Source organism: Streptomyces sp. V4I8 (genome assembly GCF_041261225.1).
Lineage (GTDB): Bacteria > Actinomycetota > Actinomycetes > Streptomycetales > Streptomycetaceae > Streptomyces.
Genome location: NZ_JBGCCN010000001.1, coordinates 2,565,003 through 2,582,346, shown reverse-complemented (window position 1 = coordinate 2,582,346; position 17,344 = coordinate 2,565,003). Strand labels below are relative to the sequence as shown.

The 17,344-nt window shown below is 71.8% G+C and carries 20 protein-coding genes; 13 read left to right on the top strand and 7 right to left on the bottom strand.

Annotated elements, in window-relative coordinates:
• Window positions 1-99 precede the first annotated feature (99 nt).
• Entirely contained in the window at window positions 100-1,503 is a 1,404-nt protein-coding gene (locus ABIE67_RS11725) for a hypothetical protein (RefSeq protein WP_370256387.1), read from the top strand.
• A 12-nt stretch (window positions 1,504-1,515) separates the two neighbouring features.
• On the opposite strand, the gene ABIE67_RS11720 is transcribed toward ABIE67_RS11725, so the two are convergent.
• Complete coding sequence (locus tag ABIE67_RS11720; RefSeq protein ID WP_370256386.1) at window positions 1,516-1,929, bottom strand: VOC family protein; 414 nt, start codon at window positions 1,927-1,929, stop codon at window positions 1,516-1,518.
• Between the two features lie 274 nt (window positions 1,930-2,203).
• Here ABIE67_RS11720 and ABIE67_RS11715 point away from each other — a divergent pair, with 274 nt between their 5' ends.
• The 4 genes from ABIE67_RS11715 to ABIE67_RS11700 all read left to right on the top strand — a co-directional run bounded on the left by ABIE67_RS11715 (window position 2,204) and on the right by ABIE67_RS11700 (window position 6,107).
• Complete coding sequence (locus ABIE67_RS11715; protein ID WP_370256385.1) at window positions 2,204-2,926, top strand: hypothetical protein; 723 nt, start codon at window positions 2,204-2,206, stop codon at window positions 2,924-2,926.
• Between the two features lie 92 nt (window positions 2,927-3,018).
• Window positions 3,019-4,617, top strand: a complete 1,599-nt coding sequence (locus ABIE67_RS11710) for an ABC-F family ATP-binding cassette domain-containing protein (RefSeq protein WP_370256384.1) — start codon at window positions 3,019-3,021, stop codon at window positions 4,615-4,617.
• 335 nt (window positions 4,618-4,952) lie between these two features.
• Window positions 4,953-5,171 (top strand): helix-turn-helix domain-containing protein, encoded by a 219-nt coding sequence (locus ABIE67_RS11705; RefSeq protein ID WP_019758351.1) that lies wholly within the window; start codon window positions 4,953-4,955, stop codon window positions 5,169-5,171.
• A 132-nt stretch (window positions 5,172-5,303) separates the two neighbouring features.
• Entirely contained in the window at window positions 5,304-6,107 is an 804-nt protein-coding gene (locus ABIE67_RS11700; RefSeq protein WP_370256383.1) for an enoyl-CoA hydratase/isomerase family protein, read from the top strand.
• Between the two features lie 49 nt (window positions 6,108-6,156).
• Here ABIE67_RS11700 and ABIE67_RS11695 read toward each other — a convergent pair whose 3' ends face one another.
• Window positions 6,157-6,885 (bottom strand): nucleopolyhedrovirus P10 family protein, encoded by a 729-nt coding sequence (locus tag ABIE67_RS11695; RefSeq protein ID WP_370256382.1) that lies wholly within the window; start codon window positions 6,883-6,885, stop codon window positions 6,157-6,159.
• A 97-nt stretch (window positions 6,886-6,982) separates the two neighbouring features.
• Between ABIE67_RS11695 and ABIE67_RS11690 the strand changes: the two genes are divergently transcribed.
• Genes ABIE67_RS11690 through amaP form a run of 5 tightly spaced genes read left to right on the top strand, consistent with a single transcriptional unit; the run spans window position 6,983 to window position 9,361 of the window.
• Window positions 6,983-7,453 carry an Asp23/Gls24 family envelope stress response protein gene (locus ABIE67_RS11690; protein ID WP_370268471.1) on the top strand — a complete coding sequence of 157 codons (471 nt, stop codon included), beginning with the start codon at window positions 6,983-6,985 and terminating at the stop codon, window positions 7,451-7,453.
• 60 nt (window positions 7,454-7,513) lie between these two features.
• Window positions 7,514-7,699 carry a hypothetical protein gene (locus ABIE67_RS11685; RefSeq protein ID WP_370256380.1) on the top strand — a complete coding sequence of 62 codons (186 nt, stop codon included), beginning with the start codon at window positions 7,514-7,516 and terminating at the stop codon, window positions 7,697-7,699.
• Window positions 7,696-8,100, top strand: a complete 405-nt coding sequence (locus ABIE67_RS11680) for an Asp23/Gls24 family envelope stress response protein (RefSeq protein WP_370256378.1) — start codon at window positions 7,696-7,698, stop codon at window positions 8,098-8,100. The genes ABIE67_RS11685 and ABIE67_RS11680 overlap by 4 nt, the downstream gene beginning before the upstream one ends.
• Window positions 8,097-8,777 (top strand): DUF6286 domain-containing protein, encoded by a 681-nt coding sequence (locus tag ABIE67_RS11675; RefSeq protein ID WP_370256376.1) that lies wholly within the window; start codon window positions 8,097-8,099, stop codon window positions 8,775-8,777. Before ABIE67_RS11680 ends, ABIE67_RS11675 begins: the two co-directional genes overlap by 4 nt.
• Window positions 8,774-9,361, top strand: coding sequence for an alkaline shock response membrane anchor protein AmaP (amaP, locus tag ABIE67_RS11670; RefSeq protein ID WP_370256375.1), 588 nt, complete (start codon window positions 8,774-8,776; stop codon window positions 9,359-9,361). Before ABIE67_RS11675 ends, amaP begins: the two co-directional genes overlap by 4 nt.
• Before the next feature lie 9 nt (window positions 9,362-9,370).
• On the opposite strand, the gene ABIE67_RS11665 is transcribed toward amaP, so the two are convergent.
• From ABIE67_RS11665 to ABIE67_RS11645, 5 genes are read right to left on the bottom strand one after another with little or no spacing between them, the layout of a single operon-like run.
• A complete protein-coding gene (locus ABIE67_RS11665) occupies window positions 9,371-10,120 on the bottom strand; it encodes an SDR family oxidoreductase (protein WP_370256374.1) in 750 nt (249 codons plus the stop codon).
• A gap of 5 nt (window positions 10,121-10,125) precedes the next feature.
• On the bottom strand, window positions 10,126-11,913 hold the full coding sequence (locus ABIE67_RS11660) for a glycoside hydrolase family 15 protein (RefSeq protein WP_370256373.1): 1,788 nt from the start codon (window positions 11,911-11,913) through the stop codon (window positions 10,126-10,128).
• A gap of 34 nt (window positions 11,914-11,947) precedes the next feature.
• Window positions 11,948-12,286 (bottom strand): hypothetical protein, encoded by a 339-nt coding sequence (locus ABIE67_RS11655; protein ID WP_370256372.1) that lies wholly within the window; start codon window positions 12,284-12,286, stop codon window positions 11,948-11,950.
• Window positions 12,283-12,855, bottom strand: a complete 573-nt coding sequence (locus ABIE67_RS11650; RefSeq protein ID WP_370268467.1) for a sigma-70 family RNA polymerase sigma factor — start codon at window positions 12,853-12,855, stop codon at window positions 12,283-12,285. The genes ABIE67_RS11655 and ABIE67_RS11650 overlap by 4 nt, the downstream gene beginning before the upstream one ends.
• Before the next feature lie 17 nt (window positions 12,856-12,872).
• On the bottom strand, window positions 12,873-14,411 hold the full coding sequence (locus ABIE67_RS11645) for a sodium:solute symporter (protein WP_370256371.1): 1,539 nt from the start codon (window positions 14,409-14,411) through the stop codon (window positions 12,873-12,875).
• A 174-nt stretch (window positions 14,412-14,585) separates the two neighbouring features.
• On the opposite strand from ABIE67_RS11645, the gene ABIE67_RS11640 reads away from it, so the two are divergent.
• From ABIE67_RS11640 to ABIE67_RS11630, 3 genes are all read left to right on the top strand, one after another.
• Complete coding sequence (locus ABIE67_RS11640; RefSeq protein ID WP_370256370.1) at window positions 14,586-14,810, top strand: DUF3311 domain-containing protein; 225 nt, start codon at window positions 14,586-14,588, stop codon at window positions 14,808-14,810.
• A gap of 73 nt (window positions 14,811-14,883) precedes the next feature.
• Window positions 14,884-17,037, top strand: coding sequence for a carbon starvation CstA family protein (locus tag ABIE67_RS11635; protein ID WP_370256369.1), 2,154 nt, complete (start codon window positions 14,884-14,886; stop codon window positions 17,035-17,037).
• A complete protein-coding gene (locus ABIE67_RS11630) occupies window positions 17,034-17,225 on the top strand; it encodes a YbdD/YjiX family protein (RefSeq protein WP_370256368.1) in 192 nt (63 codons plus the stop codon). The genes ABIE67_RS11635 and ABIE67_RS11630 overlap by 4 nt, the downstream gene beginning before the upstream one ends.
• Window positions 17,226-17,344 lie beyond the last annotated feature (119 nt).

Genomic DNA, 17,344 nt, shown 5'->3' with positions numbered 1-17,344 from the left:
GCCCTTCGTCGCCCGCAGGACCCCGTGCGTTGGCCATCCCCGTAGCCCCTCGTGACATTCCGTTTGGGTTTTCGGACCGTCAACCGGAAGACTGCACCCGTGACGTCCCGTATCCCGCGCGACTCCAGGCTTCGACTCGTCCGCCCGCGACCCCTGGCCGCCGCCCCCAGAGCCGTGAACCAGCGGCGCCCACGCCGCCCCGCACCGCGCCCCCCGGAGGGCACACCGGCCCGGGCGGAGCTGGCCAGAATGGCTCGCTCAGGTCTGGCCGCCGCGGCCCGTGTCGCCCACTGGGCGGACGCCGCGCTGCGCCCCGGCCGCGACAGCGCGAGCCCCGACGGCAAAGGCACCCTCTCCGACGCGACCGCCGAACGCGCGGCCCAGGACCTGGGCCTGACCCCCGCTCAGGTCCGCGCCGACTGGGACACCGCCCGGCTCGCCGGCCTCATCGAGGTGCACGGCGACAGCGCCCGCCCCGGCTGGCGGCTGCGCGCCTGGGACCGCGACGACAGCGCCGTCCTGCGCGGCTGGGTCGCCCTCTTCGACGCCTGGTCGCTCGCCCACCCGGAACCCGAGCAGCACGCCCACGGCGCCGTGGCCGACGTCGTCTCGGCCCTGCCCCAGGTGCTCTCCTTCCTCCAGCTGTCCGCCGGGCCCGTCCCCGTCGAGCAGCTCCTGGACCTGCTGGAGCAGCGGGTCACCGAACTGCGCACCGAGCGCTGCGAGATCCCCTACGGACCGCAGCCGGAGGCACTCCCCGACGCGACGCCCTCCGAGGACACGCCCCTCGCCCCGCTCCTCGACTGGGCCCTGCACGCCCTCGCCTCCGTCGGCGCCCTCACCTACGGCGACGGCCAGGCCACCCTCACCCCGCTCGGCAGCTGGGCGGTCTGGGTCAAGCTGGAGCAGATCTGCGTCGCCGCCCAGAGCCCCGCCGGGAACATCGAGCGGGCGGCCGAGGACATGCTCCGCGGCTGCGCCCAGCTCCGCCCGAACGCCGCCCGCGACGAATACCGCGCCTGGCTCGCCGCCCGCCCCGTCGGCAGCGCCGTCACCGAACTCCTCGCCGCCGCCCGGGGCGAGGACGCCCTGCTGCGCGGCCTCGCCTTCGAGGCGCTGCGCGTCGTCGGCGCCCCCGCCGAGCCCGACGTACGCGCCGTCGCCGACCAGCCCACCCTGCGGCCGTACGCCCTGCTGTGGCTCGCCGAGCACGACGGCATCGACCCCGAGGACGCGCACGAGGCGCTCACCCGGGAAGAGGCCACCTGGCTGTGGGTCGACACCGCCGCCGCTGTCGCCGACCACGGCGAGGCCCCGATGCTCGTACGGCACCTGGAGTCCGCGGTGCAGCCGACGGTGCCGATGCTCCTGGACGAGGTGCGCGCCGTCGGTCATCCCCGCACCGTGCAGGTCCTGGTCGCGCTCGCCGCCGCGCACCCCGACCCCGCCCTCGCCAAGGCCGTGCGCCGCGCCGCCTTCCAGGTGCACACCGGGGGGAGCTGAGCCGGCCGGCGCTCAGCCCTTCATCTCGGGGGTGTAGGTGCCGAAGCTCCACACATTGCCCTCGATGTCCCGGGCCATGTAGTCCCGCGAGCCGTAGTCCTGGTCCGTCGGGGGCATCACGATCTCCGCGCCCTGCTCCACGGCCCGCCGGTGGTGTGCGTCGACGTCCTCCACGACGACGTACACCCCGGTCGTGCCCGCGTCCTTCATCACCTTGTCGAAGGCGCTGCCGGTGCCCTTGGAGCCGAGCATCACCACGCCGTTGCCCTGCGCCACCTCCGCGTGGGCCACCGAGCCGTCCTCGCCCTCGTACACCGCCAGCGCCGTGAACCCGAAGGCCTCCGTGAGCTGCTTGATCGCCGCCTTCGCGTCCGCGTAGAGCAGCGTGGGGTAGACGCTCGGACGCCCACTGCTCGTGCCTGCCATGTCGATCACTCCCTCGTGATCCGTGTGATCAATCGCCGCCACCGGCCGGGAATCCCACCCCATGCCCAGTCTCGCAGCGACCACTGACAACGGCCGGTCGTGCCGGGCTGCGGCAGGGGGCCGAACGGGGGACAGGACCGCACCCGTGCGCCGTGTCCTCGTGCCCTGCCCCGACGGCCGCCTCGGGCGTGGCTACGCTCTGCGCCGGATCCGCCCGGAAGCGGATTCCTGGGCGGGAGCCGAAAGGCTCCGAGACGGGCTCCGAGGGGGTGAGGTGGCCATCTGCTCCCGGCTGTCGGCGCCCGTGCTCGCCCTCCTCCTCGCGATCCCGCTCCTGACAGTCGCCCACCACGTGCGCCCAGCCCCCTACGGCGACCACCTCACCGCCCCCGCGCGCGTGCCGCACGCCGCCCCGCGGCTCCGCACCCGCGGCACCGCCCTCTGGGCCCACGACCCCCGCACCGGCGCGCTGCACTGGCGCTACAGCCGCGAAGGCCGGCGCCCCCTCACCTCGCTCCACGCGCGCGGGGACGTCATCACGCTCTGGGACGACGGCCTGGTCACCGCCACCGACGGCCGCACCGTCCGCTGGCACCGGGCCCTGCCCGCCCCCGGCGACTGGCTGCCGGCCCACGGCGGCAGCGGCGTCCTGCGCCCCCTCGGCCGCGGCATGCTCGCCGTCGTCACACCGCGCCGGATCGCCGCGTACCGCATCGCCGACGGAGACCTGCGCTGGGTGCTGCCCGCCCGTGAGGGCTGCGCCTTCGAGCCCCGACGTGCTGTACATCACGGCAAGACAGCCGTACCTCACGGCAAACCGCTCATCGTCGCCCAGCCGTGCCCCCACGCCGCCTGGACCGCCCAGCTCATCGCCCTGGACGACCTGGGGCGGATCACCCCGCACCGCAACCCGCTCGGCAACGAAGTACGTGAAGAACGCGGCAAGCCCCGGCTCGAACACCCGAACCCAGAAAAAGTGCTTGCACGGCCCCGTTAGACTGGCCTCATGGCCATTCTCCTCGCGCATTAGACGGCGGGAACGTCCTCAGCCGCCCATCCCGCCACCTATCCCCGCCCTGGAGTCTGTCCGTGATCTCCGCCTCCGGTATCGAGCTGCGCGCCGGTGCGCGCGTCCTCATCGAGTCCGCGACCTTCCGCGTCGCCAAGGGCGACCGCATCGGCCTCGTCGGCCGCAACGGCGCCGGCAAGACCACCCTCACCAAGTGCCTGGCCGGCGAAGGCATCCCCGCCGGCGGCACCATCACCCGCTCCGGCGAGGTCGGCTACCTCCCGCAGGATCCCCGCACCGGCGACCTCGACGTGCTCGCCCGTGACCGCGTCCTCTCCGCGCGCGGCCTGGACGTACTGATCCGCAAGATGCGCGAGAACGAACAGCGCATCGCCAACGGCAGCGGCGCGACCCGCGAGAAGGCCCTGCGGCAGTACGAGCGCCAGGAGACGGAGTTCCTCACCAAGGGCGGGTACTCCGCCGAGGCCGAGGCCGCCACCATCGCCGCCGCGCTCAACCTGCCCGACCGCGTGCTCGGCCAGCCCCTGCACACGCTCTCCGGCGGTCAGCGCCGCCGTATCGAGCTCGCCCGCATCCTGTTCTCGGACGCGGACACCCTGCTGCTCGACGAGCCGACCAACCACCTCGACGCGGACTCGATCGTCTGGCTGCGCGACTACCTCAAGACCTACCGCGGCGGCTTCATCGTGATCTCCCACGACGTCGACCTGGTCGAGACGGTCGTCAACAAGGTGTTCTACCTGGACGCGAACCGCGCCCAGATCGACATCTACAACATGGGCTGGAAGCTCTACCAGCAGCAGCGCGAGGCCGACGAGAAGCGCCGCAAGCGCGAGCGGCAGAACGCCGAGAAGAAGGCCGCCGCGCTCAACGCCCAGGCCGACAAGATGCGCGCCAAGGCCACCAAGACGGTCGCCGCGCAGAACATGGCCCGCCGTGCCGAGCGCCTGCTGTCCGGCCTCGAAGAGGTCCGCCAGTCCGACAAGGTCGCCAAGCTCCGCTTCCCGGAGCCCGCGCCCTGCGGCAGGACCCCGCTGACCGCCGAGGGCCTGTCGAAGTCGTACGGCTCCCTGGAGATCTTCACCGACGTCGACCTGGCCATCGACAAGGGGTCGAGGGTCGTCATCCTCGGGCTCAACGGCGCCGGCAAGACCACCCTGCTCCGGCTCATCGCGGGCGTCGAGCAGCCGGACACCGGCGCCGTCATCCCCGGCCACGGGCTGAAGGTCGGTTACTACGCCCAGGAGCACGAGACCCTGGACGCCGACCGCACCGTGCTGGAGAACATGCGCTCCGCGGCCCCCGACATGGACCTCGTCGAGGTCCGCAAGGTCCTCGGCTCGTTCCTGTTCTCCGGCGACGACGTCGACAAGCCCGCCGGCGTCCTCTCCGGCGGCGAGAAGACCCGCCTCGCCCTCGCCACCCTCGTGGTGTCGTCGGCGAACGTCCTGCTCCTCGACGAACCCACCAACAACCTCGACCCGGCCAGCCGCGAGGAGATCCTCGGCGCGCTGCGGACCTACAAGGGCGCGGTCGTGCTCGTCACCCACGACGAGGGCGCCGTGGAGGCGCTCCAGCCGGAGCGGATCATTCTGCTGCCGGACGGCGTGGAGGACCTGTGGGGCGCCGACTACGCGGATCTCGTCGCCCTGGCTTGATCGAATGCGTGATCAACGGCGTATGGATCATTCGGCCCATCGGTGATCCATCATCTGTGTGAGATCTCCTCGTACCGAGGTGTGTACTACATCGATTTCGCGGCCGAGTCCCCTATCGCCAAGGGTTCGGCCGCCGTACGACTCTGACCTGGGACTTCGTAAAAGAACCCGTTCGGCCGTACGGACAACTCTCTGCGGAATCCCGGATTCCCCTTGTGGGGATGTGCTCCTGTCGTCAAAACCTTGTCTCACGGACCTTGCCGAATGGGTGGCCATGAAGGCCCGGAGGGGTGATCATGAGGAGACCAGAGCGCACTTCCCATGAGGAGGCACGGGTGGCCGAGACTCTGAAGAAGGGCAGCCGGGTAACCGGCGCCGCGCGCGACAAGCTCGCGGCAGACCTGAAGAAGAAGTACGACTCCGGTGCGAGCATTCGGGCGCTGGCCGAGGAAACCGGTCGCTCGTATGGCTTCGTACACCGGATGCTCAGCGAGTCGGGCGTCACGCTTCGTGGGCGTGGCGGCGCGACGCGAGGCAAGAAGGCCGCAGGCTGATCGCGGGCGGCCCATCGGCTTCGATGGTGGCCACCCGGTCGGTCGGCTGATCGACCGGGTGGTTACTGTGCAGTCACTTAGGGGGTGCCCTTCCGGGCATCCCATGATGACCGCACTCATCGGAGGCGCCCCATGGCTTCGCCCGACCAGGAACACGCACCCCTGCTCGACAAGAACGGCGTACGGCTCACCGTGGACGGCGCGATCGCCACGGTGACGCTGACCAACCCGACCAAGCGCAACGCGCAGAGCCCCGCCATGTGGCGGACGCTCGCCGAGGCCGGGCGCGCCGTGCCGGGCAGCGTGCGGGTGGTCGTGCTGCGCGGTGAGGGCAAGTCCTTCTCCGCAGGGCTCGACCGGCAGATGTTCACGCCCGACGGGATCGAGGGCGAGCCCTCGTTCATCGAACTCGCGCGCAGCAGCGACGGTGAACTCGACGCTGCCATCGCCGAGTTCCAGGAGGGCTTCACCTGGTGGCGGCGTAACGACGTCGTGTCCATCGCCGCCGTACAGGGGCATGCCATCGGGGCGGGCTTCCAGCTCGCGCTCGCCTGTGACGTGCGCGTCGTCGCCGACGACGTGCAGTTCGCCATGCGTGAGACCAGCCTCGGGCTGGTGCCGGACCTGACGGGTACGCACCCGCTGGTCGGGCTGGTCGGATACGGCCGTGCGCTGGAGATCTGCGTGACGGGGCGCTTCGTGCTGGCCGAGGAGGCCGTCAGCAGCGGGCTGGCCAACCTCGCGGTGCCAGCCGACCAACTCGACGACGCCGTACGGGATCTGGCCGGGGCGATCGTGGCCGCGCCGCGGGACGCGGTGGTCGAGACCAAGGCGCTGCTTCGTGGTGCCGTGGACCGCACCTACGACGAGCAGCGCGGTGCCGAGCGGGCCGCGCAGGCACGACGGCTGCGGGATCTGGCCGGCCTCGGCGAATGAGTCATGCGCTGATCAATCTGTGTTGATCAGCTGGTCAACCATGCGCTGATCAACCGACGGCTGTCACCAGCACGGCCACCGTCGGGCGATCCGCCAGCCCCTCTCCCACACACTCGCGGACCTCCCGGGCCACCTCCACGGCCCGGCGGTCCGCGCGCACGGCGATCTCCACGCGCACATGCCGACGCGGCAGGGCGGCCTCGTCCTGCCGTTCCTCGATGTGCACCGCACGGCCCAACCCGCCCAGGGCGCCCGTCAGTCGGGTCACCCCCCGGACCGTCAGGGCCGCGGCGGCGACGCGCTCCTCGTCGGGGCTCGTGGGCTCCGCGGCCCGTGCCGGCTCCGGCTCCGGCTGCCGTACGGCAGCGGGTTCGGCATCCTCGTCGAGCAGGGCCGCCACCCGCAGGTCCACCTCGGTCACCGTGAGGCCGAGCTGTTCCGTGGCCGCGGTGGCCAGCAGCGCGCGCAACCGGTCCGCCGTCGTCGGCAGCGCCTCGGCCGCCGTCGCCGCGAAGTCCGCGGTCACCCGCAGGGGCCCCGGCGGCAGGGCGCTCGGCGGAGGCGGCACGGCGGCCTCGTGCGCGTCCTCCGGGTCGGTGAGACCGATCCGCAGCGCGTCCAGCCGTACCCCGCGCATGTCCTCGACCGCGCGCCGCAGCACCGCCTCGGCCGCTCTCTCGACGATCCACGCGCCGTCGCGCGCGTCTCCCAGGGGCAGCAGCCTGCCGAGCCCCAGCTGATTCCGGACTGCCTGCGTCCACCGATCCGCCGTCGTCATTCCTCCAGCCTGCCTCATCCGTGGCGCACAATCGCGCAACCGTGCTTACCGTGGTCTTGGGACGACGACCGAAAAGGACGAAACGGCCATGACTGAGATGACGGAGAACCGGGGGACGGAGGGTGAGGCCCCCTCGACACGCAAGACCCAGGTGACCAGGCGCGGCGGGGGAGACCCCGGCGGCAGGGGCCGGACGACCATCGCGGACGGCGTCGTGGAGAAGATCGCCGGGATGGCCGCACGCGATGTGGACGGCGTGCACGCCATGGGCAGCGGGCTGTCGCGGACCTTCGGGGCCGTGCGCGACCGGGTGCCGGGCGGGACGAAGTCGGTGACGCGGGGGGTGAAGGCCGAGGTCGGCGAGGTGCAGGCCGCGCTCGACCTGGAGCTCGTCGTCGAGTACGGCGTGTCGATCGCCGACGTGGCCCGGGACGTCCGGGAGAACGTGATCACCGCCGTCGAGCGGATGACAGGTCTCGAAGTCGTCGAGGTCAACATCGCGGTGAGTGATGTGAAGCTGCCGGAGGAAGAGGACGAGGAAGAGGAAGGGGAGCGCCGGATCCAGTGACGCGCCGGTGACCGGAGGACGCAGTGGTCGGGGAGTTGCTGAGGAGCTGAGGAGCGCACCATGAGCATGGCCGTGGTCGGCATGATCGCCGGCATGGCACTGGGCTTCGCCGGGTATTTCGGCGGATTCGGCGCCTTCTTGCTGGTGGCGGCCCTGGGCGCCGTCGGTTTCGTCGCCGGGCGGTTCCTGGAGGGGGACTGGGAGCTCGGTGACTTCTTCCGGCACCATGACGAACGGCGGCGGTGACGTCGGTGAGCGGTGGGGCCATGGAACTCCACGGAGCGCCGTTGAGGGTCCCACCCGGTGAGCGTGGGGTGACCGAGATCGCCGACCGGGTCGTCGCGAAGGTCGCCTCACAGGCCGCTCGCGAGGCGGTCGGGGAACTGCCCAAGGACGCCTCCCGGCCGTACGCCGACGTCGTCGTCCGTCCGCAGGCCAGGGAAGGGACGTACGTCGAGGCCGCCCGGGTCCGGGTCCATCTCGAACTCGACTACCCCTGCGACATCGGCTCCCGGTGCGCGGCCGTGCGTCGGCATGTCGTGGAGCGGGTAGGCGCGTTGGTGGGCATGGAGGTGCCGGAGGTCGCCGTGCACGTGGAGCGGCTGCACCCGGCGCGCGGGCAGGGCGCGGCAGGGAGGACGCGATGAGCGAGTCCCAGGGTTCCGACGGCACCACACAGCATCTGCCGGTCATCGAGAAGGAGACCGGACCCGACCCCCTCGACCAGTCGGCGTCGGCGGCCGCCTACGACGCCCCGCCGCCGGTCGACGACAAGGGGCGCGGCGAGGGCCGCTTCTGGTCCGCGCGCCGCATCCCGGCAGCGATCACGGCGCTGGTGGTCCTGCTCGTGGCGGGCTTCTTCCTGTACGACATCGCCGCCGTGCGGGCCGGCCGGTCGGCCATGCGCTGGCGCCGGGAACTGGCCCACCAACTGGCCGAACGCCCCCTCGACGACACCTGGGTGCTCGTCGGCGCGGGCGTCGCCGCCGTCCTCGGCCTCTGGCTGCTCGTCCTGGCCCTCACGCCCGGCCTGCGGTCCGTCCTGTCGATGCGGCGCACCCACCCCGACGTACGCGCCGGCCTCGAACGCGACCTGGCCGCCCTGGTCCTGCGCGACCGGGCCGTGGAGGTCTCCGGCGTCCAGTCGGTCCGGGTCCGGATGGGCCGGGCGAAGGCCGAGGTCCGTGCCGTGGCGCACTTCCGTGAACTGGACGACGTACGCGCCGACCTGGACGCCACGCTCGCCGACGCGATCAGGGGCCTGGGGCTGGCCCGCCCGCCCTCGCTGTCGGTGCATGTACGGCGGCCGGGACGAAAGGGGTGAGGGCCGTGCTCAGGGTGGTCAACCGGATGCTGATCGGGCTCGTCGGGCTGGTGCTGCTCGTCATCGGCGGTTCCGTCCTGGCCGTGGGGCTCGGGCTGGATCCCCCGTCCTGGTGGATCCACGACAGCCGGCACGACGTACTGCTCAGCGACGCCGAGCGGACACGCTGGCGGGACGACGGCTGGTGGTGGCCGACCGTGATCGCCGTGCTGGCCGTGGTGGTCCTGCTCACCCTGTGGTGGCTGGCATCGGTCCTGCGCCGGCGCCGCCTCACCGAGGTCCTGGTCGACACCGGCGACGGCGAGGGCGCGCTGCTGCGGGGCCGGGCCCTGGAGGGCGTCCTGGCGGGCGAGGCGGCGGGGCAGGAGGGCGTCCACCGCGCCCAGGTGCACCTGACGGGCCGTCGCAACGTCCCCGAGGCCCGCGTGCGCCTTCTGCTGCAGCCGCACGTGGACCCGGGAACCGCGTTGAACGACCTCACCACCCAGGCGCTGGCCCACGCCCGGAATTCGGCGGGCCTGGCGGCATTGCCGACCGAAGTCCGTCTGCGGGGCGTCAAGCACCGTGCGGAAAGGGTGACTTGACCGACCCCCTCAGAATCCGTGCCGCATCCCGCCGTCCACCGGCAACATGATCCCCGTCAGATAGGAAGCCGCCGGAGACAACAAGAACGCGGCCGCACGCCCGAACTCCTCCGGAGTCCCGTACCGCCGCAACGCAATCCGAGATTCATTGGCCGCTCGGGTAGCCGCGGGATCCGCCGACATCTCGTCCAGCTCGCGCACGCGATCCGTATCGATCCGGGACGGCAGCAACCCCACGACCCGAATTCCCCGCGGCCCCAGCTCATCCGCGAGGGACTTGGCGAAACCGGCCAGCCCCGGCCGCAGCCCGTTGGAAATCGTCAGCCCCGGAATCGGCTCGTACACCGAACCCGACAGCACGAACCCGATGGCCCCGCCCTCGTCGAGTTCCGCCGCTGCCGCCCGCGCCAGCCGGACCGCGCCCAGGAAAACCGACTCGAACGCGGCCTGCCACTGCTCGTCGGTGTTGTCGGCGACGAACCCGGCAGGCGGCCCACCGACGCTCACCAGGATGCCGTCGAATCCGCCGAAGGCATCGCGCGCGGCGGCGATGACCCGCGCGGGCGCCTCCGGATCGGCGTTGTCGATCGCCACCCCCACAGCGTTCGGTCCCAGTTCGGCCGCAGCGGCAGCGACCTGGTCCCTGCCGGTCAGGACGACCTTCGCGCCCTCGGCCACCAGCTCACGCGCCGCCGCGTAGCCCAGCCCGCGGGTGGCTCCCGTGACGACGTACACCCGGTCCTTCAGTCCAAGATCCATGGTCCCTATCCTGCCCCGGTGCCCCCGAACAGGGCGAGGGCGGTGTTCACCAGGCCGATGTGGCTGAAGGCCTGCGGGAAGTTGCCGAGCTGGCGGTCGGCCACGGGGTCGTACTCCTCGGACAGCAGGCCAACGTCGTTCGTGAGTCCCACCAGCCGGTCGAACAGCTCGCGTGCCTCCTGCGTACGCCCCGTCATGTGCAGCGCCTCCGCGAGCCAGAACGAGCAGGCCAGGAAGGTGCCCTCGCCGCCCGGCAGTCCGTCGACGGTCGTCTCGTCGGTGCTGTAGCGGCGCAGGAAGCCGTGGTGGCTGAGCTCGGCGCGGACCGCGTCGATGGTGCCGATGACGCGCGCGTCGTCGGGCGGCAGGAAGCCCACGCGCGGGATGAGCAGCAGCGCCGCGTCGAGTTCACGGGAGCCGTAGGACTGCGTGAAGGTGTTCCGTTCGGCGTCGTAGCCCTTCTCGCACACCTCGCGGTGCACCTCGTCGCGCATCGCCCGCCAGCCTTCGAGGTCACCCTGGAGCTTCGGGTTCTTCTCCAGGGTGCGCACGGCACGGTCCGCGGCCACCCACACCATCACCTTCGAGTGCACGAAGTGACGGCGCCCGCCGCGCACCTCCCACAGCCCCTCGTCGGGCTGCCGCCACGCCTCGCGCAGCCAGTCCATGAGGGCGGCCTGGATCGCCCAGATGTGCGGCTTGGTGGGCAGTCCCGCCTCCCGGGCCAACGCCAGCGAGTCCATGACCTCGCCGTAGACGTCCAACTGCAGCTGGTCCACGGCCAGGTTGCCGATCCGTACGGGCCTGGAGTCGGCGAAGCCGGACAGCCACGGCACCTCGAACTCGGGCAGCCGCCGCTCGCCCGCCAGGCCGTACATGATCTGCAGGTCGGCAGGGTCACCGGCGACCGCGCGCAGCAGCCAGTCGCGCCACGCCTCGGCCTCCTCCCGGTAGCCCGCGGACAGGCCCACGTTCAGGGTGAGGGTGGAGTCGCGCAGCCAGCAGTAGCGGTAGTCCCAGTTGCGCACGCCCCCCACCTCCTCGGGGAGCGAGGTGGTCGGGGCGGCGACGATGCCGCCGGTCGGCCGGTAGGTGAGGGCCTTGAGGGTGATCAGGGAGCGGACGACGGCGTCGCGGTACGGGCCGTCGTAACGGCAGTGCCGTACCCAGTGCCGCCAGTCCCGGACGCTGCCGTGCAACGCCTTGTGCGCGTCGATGAGCGGCGGGCGCGGCTCGTGCGAGGGGTGCCAGGTGAGGACGAACGCGACCTTCTCGCCCTTCTCGACCGTGAACTCCGAGTGCGTACCGAAGTTCTTGCCCCAGGTGGGCACCTCGGGTTCGCTGCGCAGCCAGACCGAGTCGGGGCCGGCCACCGCCACCCGGTGCCCGTCGGACTTGCGCACCCACGGCACGACCGAGCCGTAGTCGAAGCGGAGCCGCAGGGTACTGCGCACGGTCACCCGGCCGCTGAGGCCCTCGACGATGCGCACGAGGTCGGGGGCGCGGTCGCGTTGGGGCATCAGGTCGGTGACGCGGATCGCGCCCTCGTCGGTCTCCCACTCGGTGTCCAGCACCAGGGTGTCCGGCCGGTAGGCGCGGCGGGTGCAGGGGCCCTCCACATCTTTGGGCGCGATGCGCCAGTGGCCGTTGTCGGTGTCGCCGAGCAGCCTGGCGAAGCAGGCCGCCGAGTCGAAGCGGGGCAGACACAGCCAGTCGACGGAACCGTCCCTGCCGACCAGGGCGGCCGTCTGCTCGTCGCCGATGAGGGCGTAGTCCTCGATACGCGGGTGCACGCAATTGCGGGTTCCCCAAGGGCTGGTGGGCCAATCAGGGGTGGGAGGGGGGGAGTGACGTGCCCGTCGGGGACCCGGGGAGTGACACGCCCGCGTGGGATCCCGTGCCGGAGAAGATCACGCCGGGATCCGCCGGGGTCCGGTTGAGGACCCACAGCCCGATCAGGGTGGCCAGGGTGAACACGACCGCGATCAGGACGGCGAGGACGAGCCGGCGCCGGCGTTCCCGGCGCAGCCATTCGCCGCGCGCCGTGCGATAGGCGTCGGGCGCCGCCCGCACCCCGTCGGCGAGCGCGGAGAGCGCCTCGCGCAGCTCCCGCTCCGTGCGGTCCGCACCGGTGTCACGCGACGGAGTCGCGTCTCGCTGCGTCATCGCCGGGCCTCCATCGCCTGAGTCAGGGCGGCCAGGCCGCGCGCCGTATGGGTCTTGACGGATCCGCAGGAGATTCCCATGGCCGCGGCGATCTCGCTCTCCTTCAGTCCGAGCCAGTGCCGCAGCACCAGCGCCTCACGCTGCCGGGCCGGCAACTGCTGGAGCGCGTCGATCAGCACACGCTGGTCGTCGTGCAGGAGCGCCGTGCTCTCGGCGGAGGCGACGAGTTCGTCCGCCGACTTCTCGACGTGCTTGCGGGCCACTTGGAGATGCCGTATCCGCATCCGCGTCAGATTGCACACGGTGGAGCGCAGATACGCCTCCGCCGCCTCGATGTCCCTGAGGCGCCGCCACTTCCGGTAGATCTGGTAGTAGGCCTCCGCGACGACGTTCTCCGGGTCGTCGGCGCCGAGCAGGACGGCGAGGCGCAGCATCGAGGAGTAGTGCAGCTCGAACAGGCGGGCCAGACCGGCCTCGCGCTCCAGGTCGGCGGGGTCGCTCACCGCGGGGGTGAGGGGCACGGCCGGTACCGCGTCCCCGCCGGGTGGCGCGGCCGCAGGCAGATGCAGTGCGTCTCGGTGCTGTCTCACGGGTTGCTCGCTCCCGTCTCGGGGCGCCGTCCGAGGCTCAGGCGTGACGGCAGGTCGGTGAGGTCGGCGCCGCGGGGGACACCGAGGCGTTGGAGCAGCGCGGTCCCGGCCACGGCGACGGCCAGGTTGAGGAACAGGGCGGCGAGCCCGGCGTAGATCTCCGGCCCGCCGCCGAGGGGCACGACCGACGAGAACCCCTCCCGTACGACCATGAAGGTCCCCGCCACCATGCCCACGCCCCACCCGGCGAGCAGCGCCCGCGGATGCAGCCGCCCGGTGAACAGGCCCACCGCGACGGCCGGGAAGATCTGCAGGATCCAGACCCCGCCGAGGAGCTGGAGGTTGATGGCGTCCTGGTCGCGCAGCCCGAACACGAACGCCACCGCGCCCGCCTTCGCGGTCAGCGACACCGCCTTGGCGATGCGCACCTGCCGCTTGGGCGTGGCCGTCGGATGGACGTACTCGACATACACATTGCGTACGAAGCTGGTGGCGGCCGCGATCGACATCACCGCCGCCGGGACCAGCGCCCCCACGGTGATCGCCCCGAACACCAGCCCGGCCAGCGGCGCCGGCATCAGCCGGTCGACCAGCATCGGTACGGCCGCCTCGGCGCCGCCCGCCGGGGCGCGAACGCCGGTCGCGAGGGCGGCGATGCCGAGGAAGCCGAACAGGGCGAGCAGCCCGGTCCAGGCGGGCAGCGCCACGGACACCTTGCGCAGGGTGCGCGGGCCGTCGGCGGCGAAACCGGCGGTGAGCACGTGCGGGTACATCAGCAGCGCGAGCGCGGAACCGAAGGCGAGGGTGGCGTAGGCGGGCTGCTGCTCGGGGGAGAGGAGCAGGGCCGGGCCGCCCAGGCGCTCGGCCGCACCGTCGAAGACGGCACCCGGGCCGCCGAGCCGGTCCAGGACCAGCCAGGTCACCGCGGTCAGCGAGACGAAGACGGCCACGGCCTTCAGCGCGGAGATGACGGTGGGGGCGCGCAGCCCGTGCCGGTAGGTGGCGACGGCCAGCCCCGCGAACAGGCCCACCATCACCAGATCACCGGCCGCGCCCCGCGGATACACGCCCCCGGCCGTGAGCACCGCCCGGATGCCGAGCAGTTGCAGCGCGAGATACGGCATCGTCGCGAGGATCCCGGTCAGCGCGACCACCAGGGCCAGCGACGGCGAGCCGTACCGCCCGCGCACGAAGTCGGCCGCGGTGACGTAGCCGTGCCGGCGGGCCACGGTCCACAGGCGGCTCAGCAGCACGAAGGCGATCGGGCAGACGATCACCGTGTACGGCACCGCGAAGAAGGCGGGCGCGCCGTTGCCGTACGCCAGGCCCGGTATGGCGGCGAAGGTGTACGCGGTGAAGATCGTGCCGCCGAGCAGCAGCCAGGTCCACACCGGGCCGAGGCTGCGGTCGGCCAGCGCCCAGCCCTCCAGGGACGGCAGCTTCCCGCTCGGGCGCAGGCGTCGCGCGGTCACGGCGAGCAGCGACGCCCCGCCGATCATGGCGAGAAACGTCGCGGTCATGGCGCCATCGGCCATGGGTCACCGTCCTTGGTGTGCCTGTGCCTGTCCCCTCGCGCGAGAGTTGCGCGGACGGCCCGAACGGATGACAGAGAACCGGGGGGAAATTTCCCGGAAATTCGCTGTCAACCGGTCCGAGGGGGTGGGCAACTCTTGCACAGACCGTCGGCGAGGGGGAGAGGAGCGCAGGTCATGGCACGGACCGGTCGTCACCGGCTACGGCGCGTCGCGATCGCCGTACTGCTTCTCGCGCCCGCCGCGGGTCTGCTGTGGGTCCCCTGGTACGCCGGTGCCGAACCGCGGCTGGCCGGGACGCCGTTCTTCTACTGGTACCAGCTCGCCTGGGTGCCGGGGTGCGGCCTCTGCCTGCTCGCCGTGTACGCGCTGACGGACCGACACCGACACCGACGCCGCTGAGCCGCACTTCCCTCTCTGCCGCACACCTTCTCAGCCCATCTGCTTTGCCCACCTGTTCAGGTCAGGAGCCGCCATGCCCGCATCAGCCATGCCCGAACCCGGCCGTGAGGCGCCGGAAAAGTCACGAATGTCGCCGAAGTCGGTCGCGATCTGGAGCACCGTCGCCCTCGTCGGCGCCCTCGGCTGGGCCGTGCTCGCCCTCTCCCGGGGCGAGGAGATCTCGGCCGTCTGGCTGGTCATCGCGGCCCTGGGCTCGTACGCGATCGCCTACCGCTTCTACTCGCGCTTCATCGCCCGCCGGGTCCTCCAGGTCGACGACACCCGCGCCACCCCCGCCGAACGCCTGGAGGACGGCGTCGACTACCACCCCACCGACAAGCGGGTGCTGTTCGGCCACCACTTCGCGGCGATCGCCGGCGCCGGCCCGCTGGTCGGCCCGCTCCTGGCCGCCCAGATGGGCTATCTGCCGGGCACGGTCTGGATCATCGCGGGCGTGATCTTCGCCGGTGCGGTGCAGGACATGATCGTCCTGTTCCTGTCCATGCGCCGGGACGGCAAGAGCCTCGGCCAGATGGCCCGGGACGAGATCGGCAAGGTGGGCGGGGCCGCCGCGCTGATCGGCGTCTTCGCCATCATGATCATCCTGCTCGCGGTGCTGGCGATGGTCGTCGTCAACGCACTGGCGGAGTCGGCATGGGGCACCTTCTCGGTCTCCATGACCATCCCGATCGCCCTCTTCATGGGCTTCTATCTGCGCTACCTGCGGCCCGGCCGGGTCGTGGAGACCAGCTTCCTCGGCGTGGCCCTGCTGCTGCTCGCCATCCTCGGCGGCGGCTGGATCCAGGACTCCGCACTCGCCGAGTACTTCGTCTGGAGCCCGGAGACCCTGGTGTTCTGCCTGGTCGGCTACGGCTTCTTCGCCTCCGTGCTGCCGGTGTGGATGCTGCTGGCGCCGCGCGACTACCTGTCGACCTTCATGAAGGTCGGCACCATCGCCCTGATGGCCGTCGGCGTGGTGATCGCCGCCCCGAACCTCAAGGCCGAGTCGGTGACCGACTTCGCCTCCACCGGCGCGGGGCCGGTGTTCGCCGGTTCCCTCTTCCCCTTCCTCTTCATCACGATCGCCTGCGGCGCCCTGTCCGGCTTCCACGCCCTGGTCTCCTCCGGCACCACGCCGAAGCTGATCGAGAAGGAGTCCCAGGTCCGCCTCATCGGCTACGGCTCCATGCTCACGGAGTCCTTCGTCGCCGTCATGGCGCTGATCGCCGCCTGTGTGCTCGAACCGGGCCTGTTCTACGCCATGAACTCCCCGGCCGCGCTGCTCGGCCCGACCGTGGACAGCGCCGCCGAGGCCGTGCGGAACCTCGGCTTCACCATCACCCCGGACCAGCTGACGGCCGCGGCCAAGGCGGTCGAGGAGGAGACACTGATCGGCCGCTCCGGCGGCGCGCCCACCCTCGCCGTGGGCATGTCGGAGATCTTCGCCGGGGTGCTCGGCGGCGCCGGGATGAAGGCCTTCTGGTACCACTTCGCGATCATGTTCGAGGCGCTGTTCATCCTCACCACGGTGGACGCCGGCACCCGCGTCGGCCGCTTCATGCTCCAGGACATGCTCGGCAACGTCTGGAAGCCGATCGGCCGCGTCACCTGGAAGCCCGGCATATGGATCACCAGCGCCCTGGTCGTCGGCGCCTGGGGCTACTTCCTCTACGCCGGTGTCACCGACCCGCTGGGCGGCATCAAGCAGCTGTTCCCGCTGTTCGGCATCGCCAACCAGCTGCTGGCCGCGGTGGCCCTGGCCGTCACCACCACCGTGCTCGTCAAGTCCGGCAAGCTGCGCTGGGCCTGGGTCACCGGCGTCCCGCTGGCCTGGGACGTCGCCGTCACCTTCACCGCCGGCTGGCAGAAGATCTTCTCGGACAACCCGGCGATCGGCTTCTTCGCCCTGCGCGACAAGTACGCGCAGGCCATCGAGGACGGTCAGCTCCTGCCCGGGGCCACGAACACGGACGACATGCACACCATCGTCCTCAACAACACGGTCGACGGTGTGCTCATGGCCGTCTTCCTCCTGCTCGTCCTCACCGTCCTGGTCAACTGCGCGGTGGTGTGCGTCCGCGCCGTCCGCGCCCCTCGGCCCCTGCCGACCGCCGAGGCGCCGTACGTAGAGTCCCGCATCGACGTGCCGGAAGGGCCCGCCGAACCGCTGGTGGGGGCGCGCTCATGAGCACCGCGAGGAAGGTGCTGGGGGCGCTGCGCCGGTACGCGCGTGAGCTGACCGGCGAGACGGAGTACGACCGCTACTGCGACCGGCACCGCCGCCACCACCCGCACGCCCCGGTACCGACCCGGCGGGAGTACGAGGTACTGCGCTCCCTGCACCGGGAGGAGCACCCGCAGAGCCGCTGCTGCTGACGCCTCCGGCTTCCGCGCCGGTCCCCGCGCCTCTCGAGGACGTCCAGCGGACGCACCTGTAGGGGCGCGGGGAACTGCGCGACCAGCCACGGATCACCCGCAGCCGCCCAGAAACAGAC